The sequence below is a fragment of the Neptunomonas antarctica genome, assembly GCF_001305295.1.
In the GTDB taxonomy this organism is placed as follows: domain Bacteria; phylum Pseudomonadota; class Gammaproteobacteria; order Pseudomonadales; family Balneatricaceae; genus Neptunomonas; species Neptunomonas antarctica.
On the sequence record NZ_LJSI01000053.1, the window covers coordinates 49,709 to 70,877 of the forward strand.

Here is a 21,169-nt window from a genome sequence, read left to right on the forward strand (position 1 = left end):
AAGATTATCTAATTTAGATTAATCTAATATATATGAGTGCGAAAAATATGTAAAGATATGAGGGTGATTAGTCAGACAAAAGAACCGTCAGCGCCTGGGTATTAGTTTGTAAAAGTTGAGATATTTAAAGAAAACTAAAAAAGGCGGTCTCACAAGAGACCGCCTTTCGTATAAAGAGAGAAGTAATCAGATCATTTTGCGCACGTTGTCAGTTGGAATGTAGGGTACTTCCAGCTCATCTAATGTTTTGTAGTCAAACTCCGCATTGATGGCTCTAATCCATTGGTGTGCACGGGGTAAAAGTTTACGGTCATCGGTTTGCATTCTTCCGCGCGCAACAAGGATGCCCATATCAGCACCTAGATAAGCATAATCACCGGCGTTATAAACACGTAGGTAAAAAGCATCTTGGTTGTCGCTGACATTGTTCCAGTCAATACTGTTACGCACAAAGGTGATGTTGCCATCATCGAGCATCCGCCAGATGCCGGATTTTGGTGCTTTAGTGATTGAGCGTACTTCATCGGTGGTGTGCTTGAGGACTAGCTGTGTCCAACTGCCAAAGTCTGACCAGCGCTTTTGAATCTCATCAACATCAATTTCAAAATCAACATCCATAAATTCAAGCAGATGAAATAGCATTAATGGGATGCCACCGTACTTTGATGTCACCAGATTAGTGAGTGGGCTAGCACCACTGATGCGAGGGTTGATTTCGCCAAGATAGACTTCGCCGTCATCGGTGTCGACCAGATAGTCGAAACAGAAGGTGCCTCGGTAACCATTTTCATAAAGCTTGTCGCCCATCGCCTTAACCATGCCGATGATTTTTTCGCGCTGTGCTCCTTCAAGGAGTTCAGGGAAAATATCGTTGCCACACCAGCCGCCTTTGTACGGTGTTAGTTCTTTATAGCCGGTAATGTCAGTTTGTAACGGCCCAACCATAGTGCCACATCGGGTCGCAACTGCTTCAACGGTGCCCGGGATGTGGTTGATATACTTCATCACCTTAAGCTTTTCGCCGGTCACTTTTTTGGCGACCTCGTCCCAATCTTCTTGGTTGCTGATGAAGAATGTAGTTTTACCTGAGTCGCCATAAGGCGTTTGAACTACTAATTTTTCACCCAGATTATTTTCGGCAGCGAGGGCGCGCAGCTCCTCGTAGGTGGATGCTTCAACATCGACAATATTGGGTGCACTGGTAACACCCGCCTCATTGGCGAGTTGGGTAGTGACAATTTTAGAGTCTATTCGGGAACGCAGTTCAGCGGGTGGCAGTGCGATATCAAGGCCAAGCTGCTTGGCTATTTCTTCAGTTTTTTCATCGAACATTACGGTAAGAAGTTTGCCGTTACCGCCGCCTCGTTGAAAAAGATCGACAGACTCTTTATGGCTCAACAGATAATTGACCATGTCCTCCATCGACTGAAATTCTCTTTCAGTATTTTGTTCAGGATTGGTGACACGGAAATGACCACCGTCAAAAGAGTCGAAATGGGTAATGTATTTAAAGCCCTGAATCCACTGGCCCAGGCCCAGAATGTTATAGGCAGTTGGTGAAACAAAGTAGATGGGTGTGGTGTTTTTGCGGAAGAAACGATAAATATCGGATAAACCGCGGAGCTTTTCTTGTGTACTCATAACTACGTCCTCATTCTTATTATCTTTAGCTAAGGTTGTTTTTTCATTCAGCGTTGCGTTCATTTTTTGTGGAAAAACAGATCTGAAAATACGGATCGGTAATGACGTTATTTTTTTTATCAGAGAAGTCATACGGCTCCGTATGTGTTCTTTATTGGGTGGATCATCATGTGTGTATATGACTAGGCATAGTGAATATCCAGTATTTGTTCGGGGAATGAGTCGAATGTCAGATTCAGGCTCTGATGTGGCCAAACATAACTGACATGTCCTGTTGCGGGGCTATATACCGCTGTATATAAAGTCCCCGATGCATGGCTGTCATGAGGGCGATATAAAGGGGGATGTAAAAATTGTGTCACGGTTTGTGCTAACGAACTCTGATTATTTGCGTCAAGCCAGTTAAGTGTCTCTAGCCTAATGCCCGAATCTTTAAGAAACAGGGGTTTACCTGTTTCAATAGGGTCCTGATGGTTGGTGGATGTTAAGGCCTGAGTGATGCAAGGCTCTCTGTCAGGAGCAATCAGTACGGTGGCATGGTTACCGTGTTTATCGAGCAGAGCAATATTGTAATCAAGGTGTACCGGAACCCTTTTAAAGACGTCTACGGCCTCTGCTACTGTGTTGCATGTTTCCAGTACGTATCTAATGACAATAGTGATACCAAAGCCTTTTCCTTCGACTAATCTGCCACCGTAATTAATCGATATTGCTAAGCCTGAATCGTTGATGCCATCTAAGACCCCCCACACGCAATCAGCCATGGCAATGACTTTTTTGTCGAACCATTGGCTACGTAAAACAGTGCCTTCGCAGAGAAATGCCGGGAAATCATAATTACGAATAAGCGCGGTTTGTTCTTTTTTATAGATAAGCTGAGAGCAGGCAGAATAGAAAGTTGGCGGGCAATACAAACTAAGAAATCTGGCTTGTAAGTCATCAGCATCCAATAATTTCAAGATCTTATGATAGAGAGGAACAAGTTCCGGCATATGCTCTTTTAGCGCGGAGATACACTCCAGATAGCTGGGGCGTGCTGCTTCACCCTCATCCAGATACCAGGCACGATAGGCCGGCCAGCTTTTATTGAACAGCTGGCTGAATTTTTCGCCCGGGGATGCTTCACTGATCACTTCAAACTGCAGGTTTCTCACTAAGATACTATCTCCACACGTTGTGTTTGGCTGATTCTCAGGCTTTTAGCTGTTATCTATCTATCGCTGTTCCGGTTGGGATTCGGCTAGCTTCTCTTGCGCAGAATCTTTAGGCGCATCTTCAGGAGAATATTTAGGCGAATTGTCCCAGCCAATAATGCTTTCCAGCTGTTCTGCGATATCTAAAACCGAAGCATCACTGCCAACAGGGCCGCTCACTTGCATTGAAATAGGCAGGTTTTCGTCACCGAGCCCCATCGGTAATGCGCAGGCAGGCATGCCGGTTAGATTGGCATCGTAAAGAAAGGCTACCCAGTCCAGCCATGGATTAGTGATTTTTGTTGAACCAATATATTTAGGGTAGCGACGGGTGTGTTTGAAAGCCTCAAGCCCTAGCGTTGGCGTGAGAAAAATGCTGCTGCCATTGCGCGCGAACATGGCGCTGTAAGCGGTACTGATAACGTCGCGGTGTTCCTCCGCGGCATTGAATTCTTCTTCTGTGAGGCTTGCACCAAAGTGAAAAGTATCCAGCGTGCCTTTCTCTAGCCCTTTTAGTGGCACATCTTTTTTCTTCTGAAAGCTCCACGCATCGTAGTGCGCGGACGTAGCCCATGCAATAACAGAAGAAGGCAGGTGGGGGTGGTCATAAGTGATGGTAGCCCCGGCCTCTTCAAGCTTCCTGACGATCGCTCTGAAGGTGAAGCGTACATCATCATCAATGGGAGCGAAGCCGAGATCTTCTGAGACGATTATTGTCTGCCCCAACAATGTTAATGGCTGGTGAGCATGGGCAGTCAGTGCTTCCAGATAAGAGTGGTCTTCGTTATTGGCGGCGACCACAGAAAACATAAGGCGTACATCGGCAACACTGCGGGCCATTGGGCCGTACGACACAATGGTGCTCCATGAAGGAGAGCAAGGCTCACGCGGTACCGCCTTGAATGAGGGTTTAAAACCAACAATGCCGCAGAATGCGGCAGGGATACGGATCGACCCGCCGCCGTCACCACCCAGAGATAAGGTGCCCGCGCCAGCGGCAACCGCTACCGCCGCGCCACCAGATGAGCCACCACAGGTGCGCTCGGAATTCCAGGGGTTAGACGTGGTTCCGTAGAGTTCAGTCGCCGTTGTTCCGGTTAAACAGAACTCAGGGCAGGTGGTTTTGGCAAAAATAACCGCCCCGGCGTCTTCCAGGCGCTGCACAGCGGCACTGGTTTCATCGGGGACAAAGTCTTGCAGGGTACGGGAGCCATTGGTACAGGGAACGCCTGCCAGCCATTGTGAATCTTTGATGGTAATCGGCAGTCCGCATAAAGGACCGCCAAGACCCTGAGCCAGAAGTTCATCGGCTCGTTTGGCAGCTTGACGTGCCCGGTCATAGAGTTTGATAGAAAACGGATTGTACGCGGCGGCGATATGCTCGGCATGTTGGATGGTTTGTTCGAGCAGTTCGGTAGCTGAGATATCGTGAGCGCGAAGGTCTGAGAGTAACTCAATGGCTGTTTTGTTGCCTGCGTTCATCGGATTTCCTTCATTCTAATTATTATGTCAGGTTCTCAGGATTGGCCGGTTTTAAGCGAGTATGAAGAGTGCTTAACGCTTAATATCCAGTTGTAGAACCTTACAGCATGAACCATAATGTATGATTATCTTTGGTAAAAAGCAACACTATGGATCATGATGTTTGATAATCAGAGCTTAGAGCTATTCTTGGAGGTCGCGGGAGTCATTACTCAGGCGGAGCTTCCCATCGTCCGAGAACAGGGCCGATTGGGAGACTATGCCGTCGCCTATCGTATCTATAGAAACAAGCAGGGTGGCGGCTTTGGGGATCCGGATAAGCACCCGTTCGCCTGGGCTACGCTTGTTTATGTGGATGGCTTGCCGCTACGCTTGAACAGTGCGCGCGGAGACTGTCGTGAATGGTCAACGCTGGACCGTGTTGCGCAGTGGATGGTGAATAATGGTTTCCGATACTGGTGGACGCGTAACGATTTGGAAGCCGGAAGTATCGAGTTACCTGACTTGGATATTGAAACATCCGGATTACCCAGCGCGTATACAAACTAAGAAAATCCACTCAATACACCACTTTAGCATTCGGCTCTCCTGTTTTAGATAGCGCTGTATTTTACTGTAGAGAGGAGGGTGAGCCCCTCTCCCGTTCCGATGATTTTTCACCCAGAAAGTATTAACAAATGCACCGTTTTATGTGTCTTTTATGACATTAGTGTCTTTTGTTGAAAGTGTGCTATTATTTATTCGTGAAGGCCATATTATTTGTCCCCAGCGAATGTTTTGGCTTTTGCATGAGGCTATACCACCCTATTGGGTAGCCTCAAATTTCCTCTACGCTAAATGATGTTATTTGAATACTTCTCCGGTATTAAAAATCATTAATTCTGACGACTAATCTAGGCTCCGCTGTTATCGATTCGGGCAGGCTAGAACGCTAGTCGCTCTATCACTATAGATGATTTTGGCACAGGGATTAGTTCATTGGCGTATTGTCATCGTTTGCTGATTCAAACGATTAATATTGATCGCTTTTTCATTCTCAGAATTAAGGAATCTCCCCACTCTCAGTTGTTGGTTAAGCCAAGATTTCCTGGCCATCCCAGGCAAACACCTTACCGCTGTCGTCGCTTTGCAGGTTATTGATAACCGTTAATAAATGCTGTGCAGATTGCGCCGCCGTAAACAGCTTTTCTGCGGGTACATTTTTTTGGAAAGGCTGAGAAAGTGCGGTGTTGACAGTGCCTGGATGTAAGCCCGCAACAATCAGATCGGGATATCTCATGCGGCTTTCAATGGCCAGGCATTTCAGCATCATATTTAACGCGGCTTTGCTGGCGCGATAGCTATACCAGCCACCCAGGCGATTATCACTAATACTCCCCACTCGGGCAGACAGGGCTGTAAAAACCGTTCTTCTGGACTTATTCATATAGGGTAAAAAGTGTTTTGCTATCAGCATCGGCCCTAGTGTATTTAATAAAAACACCTCATCAAAGCTATCGGGTTGTAAGTTTCGGATACTTTTTTCAGGCTTAAATTGTTGACCGTGTAAGACGCCGGTGGCCACAATTATTGCATCCAGGCGTACGTCAGCTAATGCCGCTGCCGCTTCGGCAATACTTGATTCATGTCTATAATCGAGCGACATCTGGCTTAGATGAGCAATTTTGCAAAGCGTTGCCGACGGCGTGCGCGAGTAGGCATAGATATGGCCTATAGCGGGCATCCCCGCCAACTGCTGAATTAAGGAATGTCCGATACCGCCCGTCGCACCAATCACGGCCAAATTAAGTGCGTTATCTTCTCTATCGAATAATTGCATCATGGTGACCTTAGTGTACGTGCGGCAGTTGTTTGCTATGCGTCGAATTATTCATGGCTAGCTACTGTAGGTAGGTTTTGCTCTATTAAGTTAATGATCGCCGCATCGTTGGGTGTAATGTGACTCTTAAAGCTGGCAAGCAAGTGTCCATCGGCGCTGATTAAATACTTATGGAAGTTCCAGCCTGGATATTCCCCAGACATTTTTGCCAGTTGCTGATAAAAAGGCGATATATTATCTACTCCCTGTCTCACATGGACCTTTTCGAACATCGGAAAATTGACACCATAAGTGAGCTGACAAAAATCTTTTATCTGCTTTTCTGTTCCTGGTTCCTGCCCGGCGAAATCATTAGAGGGAAATCCGAGTATCACGAATCCGCGATCTTTATAACGTGTATAGAGAGCTTCCAAGCCATCATACTGCGGTGTAAAAGCACATTTACTGGCCGTATTGACGACCATGATCAATTTTCCATCATAGTCACACAAATTTATCGGTTGCTCGGTCCCTAATAATAAAAAACTATAGTTCAGTGCTTGTGTCGATGTGGCAGAGCAAGCAGAACCTTGTTGATTGGTCTCATTGTTAGCCGTGCTGTAGGGAGAGAGGGTTAACATGGCCAGCAAGAGTATTGCCGTTAAAGGCAGAGCGTGTTTCATGTGATCTCCGGTCGTCTTTTTATAGAACTATTTATAGAACTATTTATAGAACTATTTATAGAGCTTTTCATACTTCTACGTAAGTCAGTGCAAATCAGATCGAAAAACTCTCTTGGTCATACATAACTTATAATCTGATAGGTTGCCCGTCATGATTATGTAACTCATCTTCACTCCATCTGCATTGGTCACCTGAAGTGAAGCCTTACTACTAAGCTGAAATATGACTCTGTAGTTGCAGTATCGGTACTTTTGAAGATAATCAGTCAGGTAACTAATAGCGCTTAATAAAGAAGTGGTGATGCGACTCGTGCATTCATCATGTCTACAACAGTAGTTATATAATTGCCTGAACAAACCTGAAGCTAAGGAAAAGATATTGAAGCCTGAAAATGAGCAAATTAGCCTGTTGGTTCTGGGAGTCTCTGGTGGGGCAGGGCACGTTTATCACGGGGACTGTAGTAGCAGTTTTCTTATTCTGAAAAACGATGAGCCGCTTGTGCTTGTTGATCTTGGTTTGGGAGTGATTCAGGCACTTAAATACTACGTTTATTCGTTACCTGAGACGGTGGTTATTACTCACAATCACACTGATCATGCAGGGGAATTGCCGGTTGTACTGAGAGTAGAAGAATCGCTGGGAAGGCGTCTTAATATCATGGCTGCAGCACCGGTTTCAGAAAGATTACAACGCCACCGGATGGCTGAGCATGCTGAGCTTTATCAGCCTGGAGAATTAGCTAGCTGGATATCACCAGAGCCGGAGACGTGCATTCCTCTGGTAGATGACCTCTCTATAACATTCCATGCCGCCCAGCACTCTGAACTCTGTTTTGGTTTCGTGATCAGTCGGTCAAACGGAACCGGAAAGATACCACTGATTGGTTATACCGGAGATAGTGGCTACCTTCCTTCTCTATATGAAAAAATATCCTGCTGTCTTGTGTCGATTTTTGATGCGCGGCCGAAAGGAAACCAATGGCATGCCGGAATGGAAGAGTTAGACGCTTTTTTGAATAAGTGTATTTTAAAAGGGCATGCTTACATTATTGGTCATGGAGTTGATGTTCAAAACATTCCCGAACATGACAGGATGATGCGGCCAGGCCAAATAATTCATATACCTGAGATAGATTGAGATGCAGTTCGCAAATACGGTTAAATTGACAATCCAGGGCGTTTATTCGCTCTCGCCCTACTTCTGGGCTGATAGTTACTTGAAGAAACGTGAACTTGCTTTTCAAGAGGGCAACGAGCAGCAAATCTGGCGAACCCGCCGACTTTTGTTGTCTGAAAGGTATATCGTTTACTGGTTGTTTGCCGCTATTGCGTTTTTCATACTGACCCCTGTTCTGCCGGGATGGTTTGCCATTCCATTGTTGTTAAGAGCATTGGGAATCCTGAATAAGGAGCTGGGGGTGATACTTTTTGGTACCTGTAAGATTACCGAAGGCACAATGGTTGCGGCGTCGGGCAGAGTTATTGTGCTGGGGTTGGTAAACTACCTGACAGCGATGTTCTTGTTTGCTTCCTCGTATGCGCTGATCTGTTCATTTGAAAATATACCCCTGTACACTCAGTTAGCGCTTCCTGTATGGGCGCTTATACAAGCGATGAATGTGCAGTTTACACTAGCGGCTGCATTCCCTCCTGCCAACCTTTTGACCTGGTTTGTCTGTCTATTCCACAGCGGCTTCTGTTTTATGTTCGGTACTATTGTGATTTCGATGTTTGTTTCGCTATTAAACATTCAGCCCATAAATAATTAACACGATCACATGATAAACACATTAGCTGAAATATGAGTAAAAATAGCCAAAGCATAGGGAGTATAAACCTAGGCTTCTACTCGGTTGCGGCCATTATTTTTTGCACGGTAAAGAGCCTTGTCAGCGCGGGCGGTTAAGGTTTCAAGCGTGTCGTCACTCTGATGTGAGGCGACCCCAAAACTTGCGGTTTGGCTATCCATTATGTCAAAAGTATGGTTTTCAATCACCGCGCGTATTATTTCAGCAAGTTGTACCGCACTGGCTAAGCTGGTTGACGGAGCTACTATCAGAAATTCCTCTCCGCCCCATCGGCCAACAGTATCTACTGCCCTGGTATTATCTCTTAATATGTGTGCAATCTGCTGAAGTACAATATCACCCATTTGATGGCCATAAGAATCGTTGACCTTTTTGAAATAATCTATATCAAGCATAATGACACTAAGAGGTGTTTTGTAGCGGTTTGCCCGCTTTATCTCTTTTAATAATTCCTCATCAAGTTTGACACGGTTGTTAAGCTTGGTCAGGTAGTCAGATATAGCAAACTTCTCTATCCGTTTTTTGTCAGTGATATCCTCTGCAATCACACGGTAGTTGATATGTTTGCCATCGACATTACGAATAGGCTCTATTGATGCGAGCATCCAGTAGTCAGAACCATCTTTTTTATGGCTCTTTACCTCACTATTCCAGACCCCTCCTTGGCTGATTGTCGACCACAGATTTTGAAATAAATCAGAGCTCATCTCAAAATGATGTTTGATGTGGCAGCCTTGTCCAATCAACGTATCTTTACGATAGCCTGAAATATCATAAAACGCCTTGCTCGCACTGGTTATGATTCCCTCCAGGTCAAATGTGAAGATAATGACGTGCTTATCCAGCATGACCTGTTCTTCTTCCAGCTCTCTGGTCTTCTGCGTTAAGGCACGGCTTACCTTTTCAAGACTCAGATCGAAATAGGCGATAAGTAATGTGAGGAAGGTAGACGCAAAAACAATATTAACAATCGATGTGTCAGTAAATATGGTGGCTTCCCAATGACTATAACGCTGGAGCATAAATGCTAGAAAGTAGCCAAAAAATAGCCCGCTTGTAATTAATCCTCTCTTGTAGCCGAGTAAAAATATGGCCATTGGAGGGAAGACGGTTAGCCAATAAAGCGCATATTCGCGATGTTCAATGATGCCTATAAACACTGCTAATATTATATAGAGTAATATCAAGATGCCGTAGGACGTCATTCTAATGTTAGAGGTTTTATGGAAATAACCTAGAAGCACAATAAACAGTAGCAAAATAGCAAGTTCTATCGATGCCAGCATGTAATAGCCGACGACAATGAAGTTATAGACGCTGAAGAAAAATAACGTGATGGAAATCAGCAGAATAGAGATATTGATAATATATACGCGGTGAAACTGCGCATCATGGATTGAGAACTTAAAGTTGTTGCTAACAAACCGCTTCCACATAGGTGCTCTTTTTAGAATATACATTGCGAAGTTGATTTTAGGCTATAAATTGACGTTGGACAGACTGTTTATTATCGGCGGTTATCAGGGTAAATACGAACTACTTATTCATTTTGTGTAAACCCATGGCCTAGCGGATGTTTAAGGTAGAGAAAGCTTCTACAAGAACAATGATGAAGTTATTGGAAATCAGTGAAGAAGCGCCAAAATCTCTTGTATGATTTTCTTCTCGCATACGGAAAATCGGGAATAAATCCGCCGGTTTCAGAAAGACAAGCAATAAACTGAACACGAATGAGACTCGACAAGGGAAAACTGCTCTTAACTAAGAGAGGATCAAGAGGTATATGAAAATAATACGTATTGCTTTTATCTCCGTTGTAGGGGCGTCAGTCGTGATGCATCATAGTACCCAGTGTTATTTAGGATGATTTAATAGATAGTTGATGAATTTCTTTAAAGGTAATGGCTTAGAGTAAAAATATCCCTGACAGTAATTAATGCCCAAATTAGACAATAGTGCTGCTTGTTCCTCAGTCTCTACCCCTTCAGCAATCACTTCCAGATCTAATGTTTTTGACATCACTGTAATCGCTTTACATAAAGCCAACTCATTACTGTTCTGTTTAATATCATCAATAAATGCTTTATCAATTTTCAGGGTGTCGATCGTTAATTTTCTTAAATAGGCTAACGAGGAATAACCCGTCCCAAAATCATCTAAAGATATGCTAATTCCTGCATTTTTAAATTGCAGCAGTTGGTTGTTAATAAGAGGATCATTAACCAACAACACGCCTTCAGTTATCTCTACAGTGATATTTTTTCCAGAAAGTCCCTTTTTGTTCAGTTGTTCCAACCAATCGGTGAGAAGGTTTTTAGATTTAAATTGGATGGGTGAAATATTAATGCTGATATTCAACTCAAGTTTATGCTTGGCTTGAATTTGTTGAATCGTGTTCAATGTTTCATGAAAAACCCAATCCCCTAGCTCAGAAATAAAATTAGTTTCCTCTGCAATAGGAATAAACTCCACAGGACTAACAGGACCTAATTCAGGGTGGTGCCATCTAATCAGTGCTTCCGCTTTGAATCTTGCAGTAGGTGCCATGCTGGTTATTGGTTGATAAAACACCTCAAACTCGCCATTGGAGATCGCGATACGTAAATCGTTAGAAATGCGATGCCGCCTATCTGATAGTTGCTGCATTTCATTAGTGAAGAAAGAGTATCTATTTCGGCCTCTGTTTTTTGAGTGATAAAGAGCTTGATCTGCTGATTTTAGAAGAGTGGAAATATCTGTGCCATTAGTCGGGTATATGGCAATCCCGATACTGGCTGAGATAAATACCGCATTGCCTTTTATATAGAAAGGGTTATTCAAAGAGGTAATTATTGACTCCGCCATACGATCAATTTTTATAGGCTCGATGACTTCATTAAGAATGACTGAAAATTCATCGCCACCCACTCTAGAGATACTGTCGCTTTCATGTAGTAGAAGAGCAATACGGTCTGCCGTTTCAATTAATAGTTGATCTCCTGCATCATGTCCAAGAGAGTCATTTACCTCTTTGAATCTATCGAGGTCAATATATATCAGTACGGACGAGTGACCGGTTCGCTTACTGAGCTGCAGAGATTGGGCCAGCCGATCTGAAAATAACCTTCTGTTTGGTAATTTGGTAATCGGATCAAAGTTTGCCTTTTGCCAAATCGCATCCATTATTTTTCGAGAAGCAAAATACATCAAAGAAAATATAATTATAGCTACAGCTATGGCCGCCAAAGAGAGCTTGGTTGCAAGCTTTTCCGCCGGAGCAAGTATTTTTTCATAAGGGGCTGTTATCACTACAGTCCAGTTAAGATTTGGGCTAATGCTTTCATGCGCTAAATCTGCGAAGCCCAGTATTACCTGTTCATGGTTACCATCTAAAAATCTGAAATGCCCTACTTTTCTATTTCCCGATTTAGCTTTGATCATTAATTTTTGATCAAAGGAAAGTTCGGGTAGGATTTGCTGTTGCAAAATACTGTCGTCATTCGAGGCCATCACTAGGCCATGACTATTGATGAGTGAAATGCTATTTCTAAATTTAGGTTCGGTATCGTCAAGTTCCTTGAGCAATGCCTTTATCGGTTCCAAACTTGCCTCAACTAACAGTAATTTAATGACTTCGGTATTGCTATCATTGGTAACAGGTGTCATCAAAACCACACCCAGATTGCCTGAATCTAATTGGGTTAAAGGGGAAATGATTACTTTACCTTGTTCACTAGAAAAGGCTTCATCTATTAGGTCCTTTAAGTGGGCATAGTGTTCATAAATTGATAGTCCCTGATCGCTAGACTCAGATGAGTTAGCGAGGATAAAACCATTTAATGAAGCAATTTCAACATCTACAAAATAGGGGCTGTTTTCTGTGATTTCTTGAATGTATTGGGTTATTGCAGAAAAATTGTCTGTTTCTAAAACATCGGCTTGAGACAAATTTTTTAAATCAATCATTCTTTGGCGGTAGAATCGCTCCACATTGTTTTTAATTAAGAATGACTTTTCTTCTAGATCCTGCGATAAGGTATCGGCTAAAGTGATTTTAGCCTGATTGTTTACAGCAAAATATAAAACCGTCATTGGGATGATTGCAATCATGACGCTTATGATTGCTAAAAAAATACTCATCCTACCGTCATCATTTCTGAAAATAGGTAAAAAGTCTTTCTTCATTTCAAACGTGGCCTGATTCATAAATGGATGGGTGCAGTATAGTATGATGAGATGGCATAAGTAGGGGCAGTCCCGTATCATTTTTGAATTTAAGCTGTATCTACTAAGACTGCATTTGAACCTCTGTCGTTATTGAAGTACAGCAGTGCCAAAAACCCCGCAAATTTACAATTGATGAATCAATTAACTAAGATCGGGTGCTATAGCTAAATAAGTCTTATAAATTGAGTAGATCTTCTATAGAAGCTAAGCGTGAGGAGTTTATGACAAAGAAGATGATTTACAGTTGAAACGTACCAGTTGCACTGATTATCTGAAATTTCGTGCTACCTGAGTTTAGCTACTGCTCTGACCAAATCCCAGATACAAAAAAGCCCCACTTATCTTATAAAGAATAGCGAGGCTTCAATGTACTGAGATGGTGCCCGGACTCGGAATCGAACCAAGGACACGAGGATTTTCAATCCCTTTCTCAGATCTATCCGACAGTTACCGATACAACTCATTGCTAGCTGGGGCTTGTTTTTCTTGAGGTTATCAACATGATATTGTGCACCCAGTTTCCTGCAGATGTACCTTAATACCTGCCGTAGTTACCAGAGAGCGACCAGAGAAAATTTGAGTGATAACTTTTCAAAAGATGATTCAATTCAGCGGGTACTGCCTAGGCTTGCATTGATTTAAATGACGGGTGAAATTGCGATTGAGTTAGGAATTCTTCCATGTACGATAGAAAAGCTTTCTGAGGCAGTTAAGTCTGTAACTGATGCATGCCTTGAAGAGTTTTAAGCCTAATCTGATGTTGAACGAGCGATAATGGTGCGTGCTGAGGTGATTACGAATGCGCATCGTATTATTGATATAGATGACGCTGAAGACTCGAACTTGAAGCCGATATGCTATAGCGATGAGCAGTATTTTTACTTCACGAATGAGCACATGAAACAGATTACAAGTCATGTATCACTAATGATGATTGGACGACATTTGAGTAAGGATGGAATGTTGCATGTTCATGAAGAAGGACGTAATCAGATAAAGAAAAATATCCCAGGGCTTGCTGGTTCTAGGGTGTTTGCGATCAAACGTAGCTTCTTCGGCGATGTGGATTCTATAGGTGAATCTGATGCGGCAATAGCGGCGGATATTCAGGTTAAGGATGTGTTAACAGCCTTATTAGGGGAGTTAGATCCTAACATTCAGTTCTAGTAGTGATGTGGTCATATTATTCAAGACACCCATATGTCTAAGGCACCTAGGCCACTCCTTTCTATTTATCATTTTTCCCGGAAGTCGATACCGGGATAAACCTTCCAGCAGTCAATCCATCGTGATGCTACATCATTTAGCTTTACCCCCATTCTGTTTAAAAAGAACCTGTTTTTAAGGTGACCAATAACTGCTTAGTTACAGATTACTATGGCTATAATTGTATCGTGTAATTTCTGATCAATACTGACTGCCACGGTTACTTACGCGTGTGTTTTTCTATGAACTGACTGATCCCTTTCTTGAACTGTATCTACGTTGTTTACCGTATATGAGGAGCACGATTTCCGTATATTCAACTGATGTAAACTGATCCATAGTGGTTACAGATATGCCCATTGGAGGCATGCTGATGCTCCGAACCAGATGGATAATTCCATCACTACTACACAGAGAGGATTCTTATGCGTCACGGTGATATTTCGAGTAGCCCGGATACAGTCGGCGTTGCCGTCGTAAACTATAAAATGCCGCGCCTGCACAATAAAGCGGAAGTTCTCGCCAATGCGCGAAATATTGCTGAGATGATCAAAGGAATGAAAATAGGCTTACCCGGCATGGATCTGGTGGTCTTTCCGGAATACAGCACCATGGGTATTATGTACGACCGCGACGAAATGATGGCGACCGCAGCCACCATTCCGGGCGATGAAACACAGATATTCAGTGCCGCCTGCAAGGCGGCGAATACTTGGGGGATTTTTTCCCTGACCGGCGAGCGCCACGAAGATCACCCTGCCAAGGCTCCCTACAACACCCTAATACTGATTAATAACCAGGGAGAGATAGTACAGAAATACCGTAAATGTATTCCCTGGTGTCCGATAGAAGGCTGGTACCCTGGCGATAAAACCTATGTTTCCGAAGGACCCAAAGGGCTAAAGATCAGTTTGATTATCTGTGATGATGGTAACTATCCGGAGATATGGCGGGACTGTGCGATGAAAGGCGCCGAACTGATTGTTCGCTGTCAGGGGTATATGTACCCCGCCAAGGAGCAGCAAATCATGATGGCCAAGTCCATGGCCTGGGCCAATAACTGCTATGTGGCGGTTGCCAATGCCACCGGCTTCGATGGTGTGTATTCTTATTTCGGGCACTCTGCCCTCATCGGTTTTGATGGCCGCACGTTGGGTGAGTGTGGCGAAGAAGACATGGGCGTGCAATATGCACAGCTTTCCGTATCACAGATACGCGATGCCCGTGCTAATGATCAGTCACAAAATCATCTGTTCAAATTACTTCACCGTGGGTATACCGGCATCCATAATTCCGGAGATGGTGATAAAGGTATTGCTGATTGTCCGTTCGACTTTTACCGCACCTGGGTCATGGATGCCGAGAAGGCACAGCGCGATGTCGAAGCCATGACACGTTCGACCATTGGAGTCGCCGACTGCCCGGTCGGCAATTTACCTGTTGAGGAAAAAGAAAACCAAGCGGGCAAGACATGAAACTGGTTGATTTTTGATGCCGTTTATCAATGATCGTATTGATCAGCAGCAAGCAGACGAGACCCGGCAGCGTTACCGCAATCAAGCAGCGCGAAGTTCGCGATTCAAATTTGACCCGGCAAAGGTCATCGCAGAGTTAAGAGCCGCTATTATCGGCCAGGATCATGTGCTGGATGAGATTGACGATATTGTCCATACACTCAAGGCCGACTTTGGTTCTCCCGACAGACCCCTCGCGGTGATTCTTCTGCTGGGCCCTACCGGCGTTGGCAAAACCGAATCAGTGAGACGCCTGAGCAAGGCGATGCTCGGCAGCGCCGATAAACTCTGTCGCATTGATATGAATACGCTTGCCCAAAAACATTATTCAGCGGCACTTACCGGTTCTCCGCCTGGCTATGTGGGCAGCAAAGAAGGCCAGACGCTGTTTGATATTGATAAAATCAAAGGCAGCTTCAGTGAGCCGGGCATTGTGCTGTTCGATGAGATAGAGAAAGCCGATCAGGATGTTGTGCGCGCCATCATGAACATACTTGATACCGGAAAACTGGCATTGACATCCGGTGTCAGCCAGATCGATTTCAGTAACACTCTGATCTTTATGACCAGCAATCTAGGTGCTCGCGAACTCTATCAACTTCAAAATAATCTCAATCCACTCTGGAAACGTCTGTTCAGCCGCAAGGCTAAGTCAGTTGCTGAGATTATGGACGACGCACTGACCGCTCATTTCGATCCGGAATTCATTAACCGTATCGATCGCATCCTCGCCTATAACCGTTTGGAAACAACCCAGTTACTCGAATTGGTAACGCTGGAAATCACTCATCTGAACGCACGACTGCGTTCGCGCAATGCTTCATTGTATGCGGATGATTCAGTCAAACATTATATCGCCAGCCATTACGATATTCGTTATGGCGCCAGAGATGTGTTACGCCGCATCAGAAAAGAGTTGGAGCCGAAAATTGCCAAGGCGCTGCTGCAATTCCCTGACAACGTCGACTTTACGGTCTCGTACTACCAGCAACAGCTATGCGTAGTACCTGTAAACGCCATCTGAGGTTTGTGCGTATGACACACGATATTACTCATCCATTCGTGAAAAAGATCCACCACTGGCAATACCTGAGTGGCGCTGTCCTGTTTTCTCTGAGCCAAAAGAACAACACCATAGCAACTGCCTTACAATACTGATGCAAAGGTGTTTACTATAAATGCTCCTGGTATAGATAATGCCGGCTTAAGTCTAGCTAATTTATACACAGCTTCAGAGCCTGTGTTTAATGTGACTAAGAGGGAGTGGAATCTAGAATGCAGCGATTGGCATATATCAGTTGCTTTAGTAGTGTGGTGCACAGGGCGTTACAGGTTAGTAATTAGTAGAGCGCTAGTACTCACGCACTGTAACCTTCTTATCTTTTACCATCTTTAGTCTTCGCCATCAGAGTTACCCCATTAGATTGTATCACCGAAATAGCAGGCGGCTCCAAAGCGAAGGAATCATTAGGGGCGCTAAACTGGTGAAGACTGCGCACCAGACATTGAAAAACTAACTAAGTAGCGAGTAATAATATATAGGAAAAAATCTTAAAGACGATAAGGTTTAGTATGTAGCGTTGGTAATGATAAAAAGACGAATTGTAGAGGTGACTTGCGGGGTGTTGGACGTAGCTACCTGAGTTTAGCTGCTGCTCTGACCAGATATGGACCAGAGCCCAGATACAACAAAGCCCCACATTTGACTGTGAGGCTTGCAGTACTTGGTGCCCGGACTCGGAATCGAACCAAGGACACGAGGATTTTCAATCCTCTGCTCTACCGACTGAGCTATCCGGGCATCTCAAGAGGCGCGTATTAAACCCTGATAGAGCGGGCCTGTCAACATCTTTCCTACAACTACTTTGAAGGCGGTACGTAACCATCGGCTTTTTCGTAATCGCCGCCGTCCATGAACTTTATCATTTCTTCCTGTAGGAACTTGCGGGTGGCAGGGTCCATTAAGCTCATGTGCTTTTCGTTGATGATCATGGTCTGATGTGCAGTCCAGTCTGCCCATGCTTTTTTGGAGATGGTCTCGTAAATTTCTTGTCCTTTAGGGCCCGGGTAAGGTGGTTTTTCGAGACCTTCCAGTTCCTCTTTGTATTTACGGCACATAACGGTACGGCTCATTAATCTCTCCAAATCTATTCAGTGGTGCGGGTGTATTGCTGTAGCAACCGTTTAACCGGTGCGGCTAACCCGATATTCTGTGGTTGCTGTATGTTATACCAGAGAGTCGGATTTCCTTCCATGACACAGTCTGTAAGGTTATTACACGGAATGCGTACCGGCGTGATGTCCAGATGGAAATGACTAAAGGTATGGCGTACCGGTTCTAGCGGCTCTGCCCGGTTAATATCCAGTGATAGCCCTGTGATGCTGCTGGCGTCACGAAGGTCTGCAACTTCGGGCAAACTCCACAGGCCGCCCCATAAGCCAGTAGGCGGACGCTGCTGCAACAGCGTTTGTTGTTGCTCGTCTTGTAGCAAAAGCATAATGGTCTGTTTGACAGGAATTGTTTTTTTCGGCTTTGGATGAGGAAATTCACTGCTGCGGCCAAGCTTTAAGGCTGTGCAGTGTGTTTGCAGCGGGCAGTTCTGGCACTGCGGCTTGCTGCGGGTGCAGAGCGTCGCGCCTAAGTCCATCATCGCTTGTGTGTAATCACCTGCGCGAGTGAAGGGGGTGTTACGTTCAGCGTATTCCCAGAGCGTTTTCTGGTTGGCGGTGGTTCCCGTCCAGCCTTCTACCGCATAAAAACGTGCCAGCACTCTTTTCACGTTACCGTCGAGTATCGGGGCGCGTTTGCCGGTAGATATCGACAGTACCGCGCCTGCCGTAGAGCGGCCTATGCCGGGCAGTTGTTCGAGTTCCTCTACTGTTTGTGGAAAGATGCCGTGATAGTCGCGAGAGACTATCTGTGCCGTTTTATGCAGGTTGCGTGCGCGGGCATAATAGCCCAGCCCTGTCCAATGATGCAGAACTTCATCCTGTTCGGCATTGGCTAACGTCTTAACATCAGCGAAGCGCTCAATAAAGCGTTCAAAGTAAGGGATAACCGTCGTCACCTGGGTTTGTTGTAGCATGATCTCGGAGATCCAGGTGACGTAGGCTGTCTTGTCTTGTTGCCAGGGCAGATTATGACGTCCGTGCTGATCAAACCAGCCCAGCACGGCGTCATTAAATTGTAGAGGGGTCATTGTGTGCTTGGTATCGCTTTATCGTTTGCTTAATCTTTGTTGTCGGTATAAATGATTAAGCATGAGTTAGTTAAAAAGACCTTTTAGCAGGCCTTTGACGGCATCATCACCACCTAGTTGCTCTTTGAGTTTGTCGCCCAGCTTTTCTTGTACTTTCTTGCTGAGCTCCTCTTTGACTTTACTGGTGATTGCATTTTTTAGTATGTCGCGAATAGCGCGGGCATCGGGTTTGCATAATTGAGTAGGCTCAAGATCGAATGAACCTTTGCATCTCACGGGCCACTCCACGCCTTCCAGGCGATTATTAACCGGGCAGGTTTTCTTAAACAGGTTTTCCTGAATAATTAACGCCAGTTGGTAATCGACCGTGGCCTTAGGTAAGTCAACCGCACCGCTGCCTTTGATGTTCATCGCATCCAGTTGCACGCTTAAATCATTATTGCTGACGATGCCGTTTTTAACCGTGAAGTTGCCGCCCATTTTGGCGAAGGGGGTTGACTGGTCAACGGTCTGAGCCGGTTGAGCCGAGCCGGTAGCCGATAAATTGTTGATAGTCTGGCAGAGTTCCTGCGCCATATTAATACCGTTTACAACACCGTCAGTCACGGTGATATTAGCCGAGCCATTCATGTTATTGACGATGCTATGTACAGATTGCCCATAAGTGACCATGGTTGATTGGGTGCTGAGTGTGCCGGTTAATGAGGCTTCACCCGTCATATCTGTTAGTAGTTTGCCAATTTGTAATCCGGAAACCGCTTTATTCGTGGTGATTTTAAGCGGCTTTTTACGCGCGTCGAGCGTGACGCTGTTGCGAACTTTACCGCCATACATGTCCAGATTAATACGCTCAACTTTGACAATGCCGTTGTTGGCATCGACAGAAAAATCAATATTGCTCATCTTGATTTTCTGATAGCTGGCCGTTTTTAAGGTGACGGCCGCTGCCAGGTTCAGGCTCTGCAGTGGCTTGATAGGGATAATTTCTTGTTTTGAATATCGTTCCGCAGACGTTGTTGCCGTTGTTGTTTTTGAATCAGTATCGGACGTTGCTGCAGCACTCGACTGTTTTGTTTCTGGTGGCAGGTAGCGGTCCAGATTAATGCTGTTTCCGGCCAGTTTCAGGGCAATTCGGCTGTTCTTAAGATTAACGCTGGCACTACCGTCAAACACAGTGTCGTCCAGAGTAATACTGAGTGTCGATGTTTTGATCAGGTCTGCGGTGCCGCTAAAGGTGCTGATAAAGCCAATGTTTTTTAAGGCTTTCGGATCCGCCGTCTCTACGGCGGCTTGTCCCAGTGTTGCTAACAGTGGATTAAGCGCGAAAGGTGCGGCGGTTACGGTGCCGCTCATATCCAGGGTGTCCAGATTCGAGATAAGCAGTTTGCCGTTAAGCTTTAGGTTGGCAATATCGGCCTGCCAGTTGTCTAGCATCAACTGACGTGCGATAAGATCGATGCTGGCGTCGGTTTTAAACAAGACTTGCAGGCTGGTGTCGTTCTGTATATTTAGTTCGCCGCTAAATCCCTTAAGCTGATACTGCTGCTTAGCCAGATCCAGAAGGAGTTGTCCTTCAAGTTGAGCGGCTGCTTCCATTAGCTGCTTGCCGTTCTGGTGTTGTTTAGCATTGAGGTTCAAGCTGAAAGGAAACAGTTGATTATTCGTGATGCGGCCGGTTTCTAAATTGATATCGGTTAACTGATAATTCTGCTGCGTTTGTTCGTCGGTATAGTTAACGGCACCGCTGATGATCTGCACACTTTCAATATCGATCTGTACATTGCTTGGGGATGGCGTGTCTGATTCGGCCGTGTTGTCTGTTGGTGCAGATTCTTTAATAGCCTCTTTAAGCGACGCTGCAGCAGAAGTGTCGGTCAGCGCATTTGTTTGCCAGTTGATTTGGCCGGCTTTGTTTTTTGTCAGATTGAGCTTAAGGCCTTCAATAATAATGCTGCTCATCTTAACGTTACCCGACAGTAACTCAGGAATGCGTACAGATATTTGTGCCAGATCAAGGTGAGCCAGCGAATCCTGGTCCGGGAAGCGGGCGTCGATATTGTTAACCGTTAAACCTAACCGGGGAAAAACCGACCAGCTGATTTCTCCGCCAATATTTAACTCTATACCGCCTTGTTTGAGAGCCGCCTGTTCAATTTCAGGTTTATAGTCGTTAGGATCAAAAAAAGCAGTGAGGATAGCTCCGCCCGCTACAATCAGTACCACACATACGACGACCAGGCCCAAAATGACTTTAATTAGCTTGCCCATAACGACTCTATTCCTTTTTTCCAATAAAACCTGTTAGATACACACTAACGACCAGTGTAGCGAAAATTGTTCATATAACTACCCATATAATGACTCATATAACTGTCTGTATCACTGCCTCATAGCTTGCATGAACGATGTGAACTGACGTTAATCATTTGCTGCGGTGC

Annotated in this window: 17 protein-coding genes and 1 tRNA gene; 7 read left to right on the forward strand and 11 right to left on the reverse strand. The window is 44.8% G+C overall.

Annotated features, from left to right (window positions below):
* Nucleotides 1-186 precede the first annotated feature (186 nt).
* The 3 genes from Nant_RS14995 to Nant_RS15005 are packed head-to-tail and all read right to left on the reverse strand — an operon-like array spanning nt 187 to nt 4,316.
* The gene (locus Nant_RS14995) at nt 187-1,773 is read right to left on the reverse strand and encodes a biotin carboxylase (protein ID WP_238377158.1); all 1,587 of its coding nucleotides are present in this window, start codon (nt 1,771-1,773) and stop codon (nt 187-189) included.
* A gap of 50 nt (nt 1,774-1,823) precedes the next feature.
* Nucleotides 1,824-2,795 carry a C45 family autoproteolytic acyltransferase/hydrolase gene (locus Nant_RS15000; RefSeq protein ID WP_054342479.1) on the reverse strand — a complete coding sequence of 324 codons (972 nt, stop codon included), beginning with the start codon at nt 2,793-2,795 and terminating at the stop codon, nt 1,824-1,826.
* Nucleotides 2,796-2,855: 60 nt separating this feature from the next.
* Nucleotides 2,856-4,316: an amidase gene (locus tag Nant_RS15005; protein ID WP_054342480.1), complete on the reverse strand. Its 1,461-nt coding sequence runs from the start codon at nt 4,314-4,316 to the stop codon at nt 2,856-2,858.
* A 156-nt stretch (nt 4,317-4,472) separates the two neighbouring features.
* Between Nant_RS15005 and Nant_RS15010 the strand changes: the two genes are divergently transcribed.
* Both Nant_RS15010 and Nant_RS21105 read left to right on the forward strand, forming a co-directional pair.
* A complete protein-coding gene (locus Nant_RS15010; RefSeq protein ID WP_143773465.1) occupies nt 4,473-4,865 on the forward strand; it encodes a hypothetical protein in 393 nt (130 codons plus the stop codon).
* A gap of 447 nt (nt 4,866-5,312) precedes the next feature.
* A complete protein-coding gene (locus tag Nant_RS21105; RefSeq protein ID WP_238377193.1) occupies nt 5,313-5,456 on the forward strand; it encodes a hypothetical protein in 144 nt (47 codons plus the stop codon).
* Here Nant_RS21105 and Nant_RS15015 read toward each other — a convergent pair.
* Nucleotides 5,389-6,138 (reverse strand): SDR family NAD(P)-dependent oxidoreductase, encoded by a 750-nt coding sequence (locus tag Nant_RS15015; RefSeq protein WP_054342482.1) that lies wholly within the window; start codon nt 6,136-6,138, stop codon nt 5,389-5,391. The genes Nant_RS21105 and Nant_RS15015 overlap by 68 nt on opposite strands.
* A 44-nt stretch (nt 6,139-6,182) precedes the next feature.
* Nucleotides 6,183-6,797, reverse strand: a complete 615-nt coding sequence (locus Nant_RS15020) for a glutathione peroxidase (protein ID WP_238377159.1) — start codon at nt 6,795-6,797, stop codon at nt 6,183-6,185.
* A gap of 379 nt (nt 6,798-7,176) precedes the next feature.
* On the opposite strand from Nant_RS15020, the gene Nant_RS15025 reads away from it, so the two are divergent.
* Nucleotides 7,177-7,935: an MBL fold metallo-hydrolase gene (locus Nant_RS15025; RefSeq protein ID WP_238377160.1), complete on the forward strand. Its 759-nt coding sequence runs from the start codon at nt 7,177-7,179 to the stop codon at nt 7,933-7,935.
* Between the two features lies 1 nt (nt 7,936).
* On the forward strand, nt 7,937-8,566 hold the full coding sequence (locus Nant_RS15030) for a hypothetical protein (protein WP_054342484.1): 630 nt from the start codon (nt 7,937-7,939) through the stop codon (nt 8,564-8,566).
* Nucleotides 8,567-8,634: 68 nt separating this feature from the next.
* Here Nant_RS15030 and Nant_RS15035 read toward each other — a convergent pair whose 3' ends face one another.
* Both Nant_RS15035 and Nant_RS15040 read right to left on the reverse strand, forming a co-directional pair.
* The gene (locus Nant_RS15035; RefSeq protein ID WP_082400304.1) at nt 8,635-10,065 is read right to left on the reverse strand and encodes a GGDEF domain-containing protein; all 1,431 of its coding nucleotides are present in this window, start codon (nt 10,063-10,065) and stop codon (nt 8,635-8,637) included.
* 394 nt (nt 10,066-10,459) lie between these two features.
* Complete coding sequence (locus Nant_RS15040) at nt 10,460-12,769, reverse strand: bifunctional diguanylate cyclase/phosphodiesterase (protein ID WP_162224950.1); 2,310 nt, start codon at nt 12,767-12,769, stop codon at nt 10,460-10,462.
* Between the two features lie 816 nt (nt 12,770-13,585).
* On the opposite strand from Nant_RS15040, the gene Nant_RS15045 reads away from it, so the two are divergent.
* The 3 genes from Nant_RS15045 to Nant_RS15055 all read left to right on the forward strand — a co-directional run bounded on the left by Nant_RS15045 (nt 13,586) and on the right by Nant_RS15055 (nt 16,555).
* Complete coding sequence (locus Nant_RS15045) at nt 13,586-13,978, forward strand: hypothetical protein (RefSeq protein WP_054342487.1); 393 nt, start codon at nt 13,586-13,588, stop codon at nt 13,976-13,978.
* Between the two features lie 464 nt (nt 13,979-14,442).
* On the forward strand, nt 14,443-15,492 hold the full coding sequence (locus Nant_RS15050; RefSeq protein WP_054342488.1) for an aliphatic amidase: 1,050 nt from the start codon (nt 14,443-14,445) through the stop codon (nt 15,490-15,492).
* Nucleotides 15,493-15,508: 16 nt separating this feature from the next.
* A complete protein-coding gene (locus Nant_RS15055) occupies nt 15,509-16,555 on the forward strand; it encodes an AAA family ATPase (RefSeq protein WP_076495887.1) in 1,047 nt (348 codons plus the stop codon).
* 701 nt (nt 16,556-17,256) lie between these two features.
* Here the strand turns inward: Nant_RS15055 and Nant_RS15060 are convergent.
* The 4 genes from Nant_RS15060 to Nant_RS15075 form a co-directional block, all read right to left on the reverse strand.
* A tRNA-Phe gene (locus Nant_RS15060) sits at nt 17,257-17,332 on the reverse strand.
* A 59-nt stretch (nt 17,333-17,391) separates the two neighbouring features.
* The gene (locus tag Nant_RS15065; RefSeq protein ID WP_054342489.1) at nt 17,392-17,664 is read right to left on the reverse strand and encodes an oxidative damage protection protein; all 273 of its coding nucleotides are present in this window, start codon (nt 17,662-17,664) and stop codon (nt 17,392-17,394) included.
* Nucleotides 17,665-17,678: 14 nt separating this feature from the next.
* Nucleotides 17,679-18,731: an A/G-specific adenine glycosylase gene (mutY, locus tag Nant_RS15070; RefSeq protein ID WP_054342490.1), complete on the reverse strand. Its 1,053-nt coding sequence runs from the start codon at nt 18,729-18,731 to the stop codon at nt 17,679-17,681.
* 66 nt (nt 18,732-18,797) lie between these two features.
* The gene (locus tag Nant_RS15075) at nt 18,798-20,999 is read right to left on the reverse strand and encodes an AsmA family protein (RefSeq protein ID WP_054342491.1); all 2,202 of its coding nucleotides are present in this window, start codon (nt 20,997-20,999) and stop codon (nt 18,798-18,800) included.
* Nucleotides 21,000-21,169 lie beyond the last annotated feature (170 nt).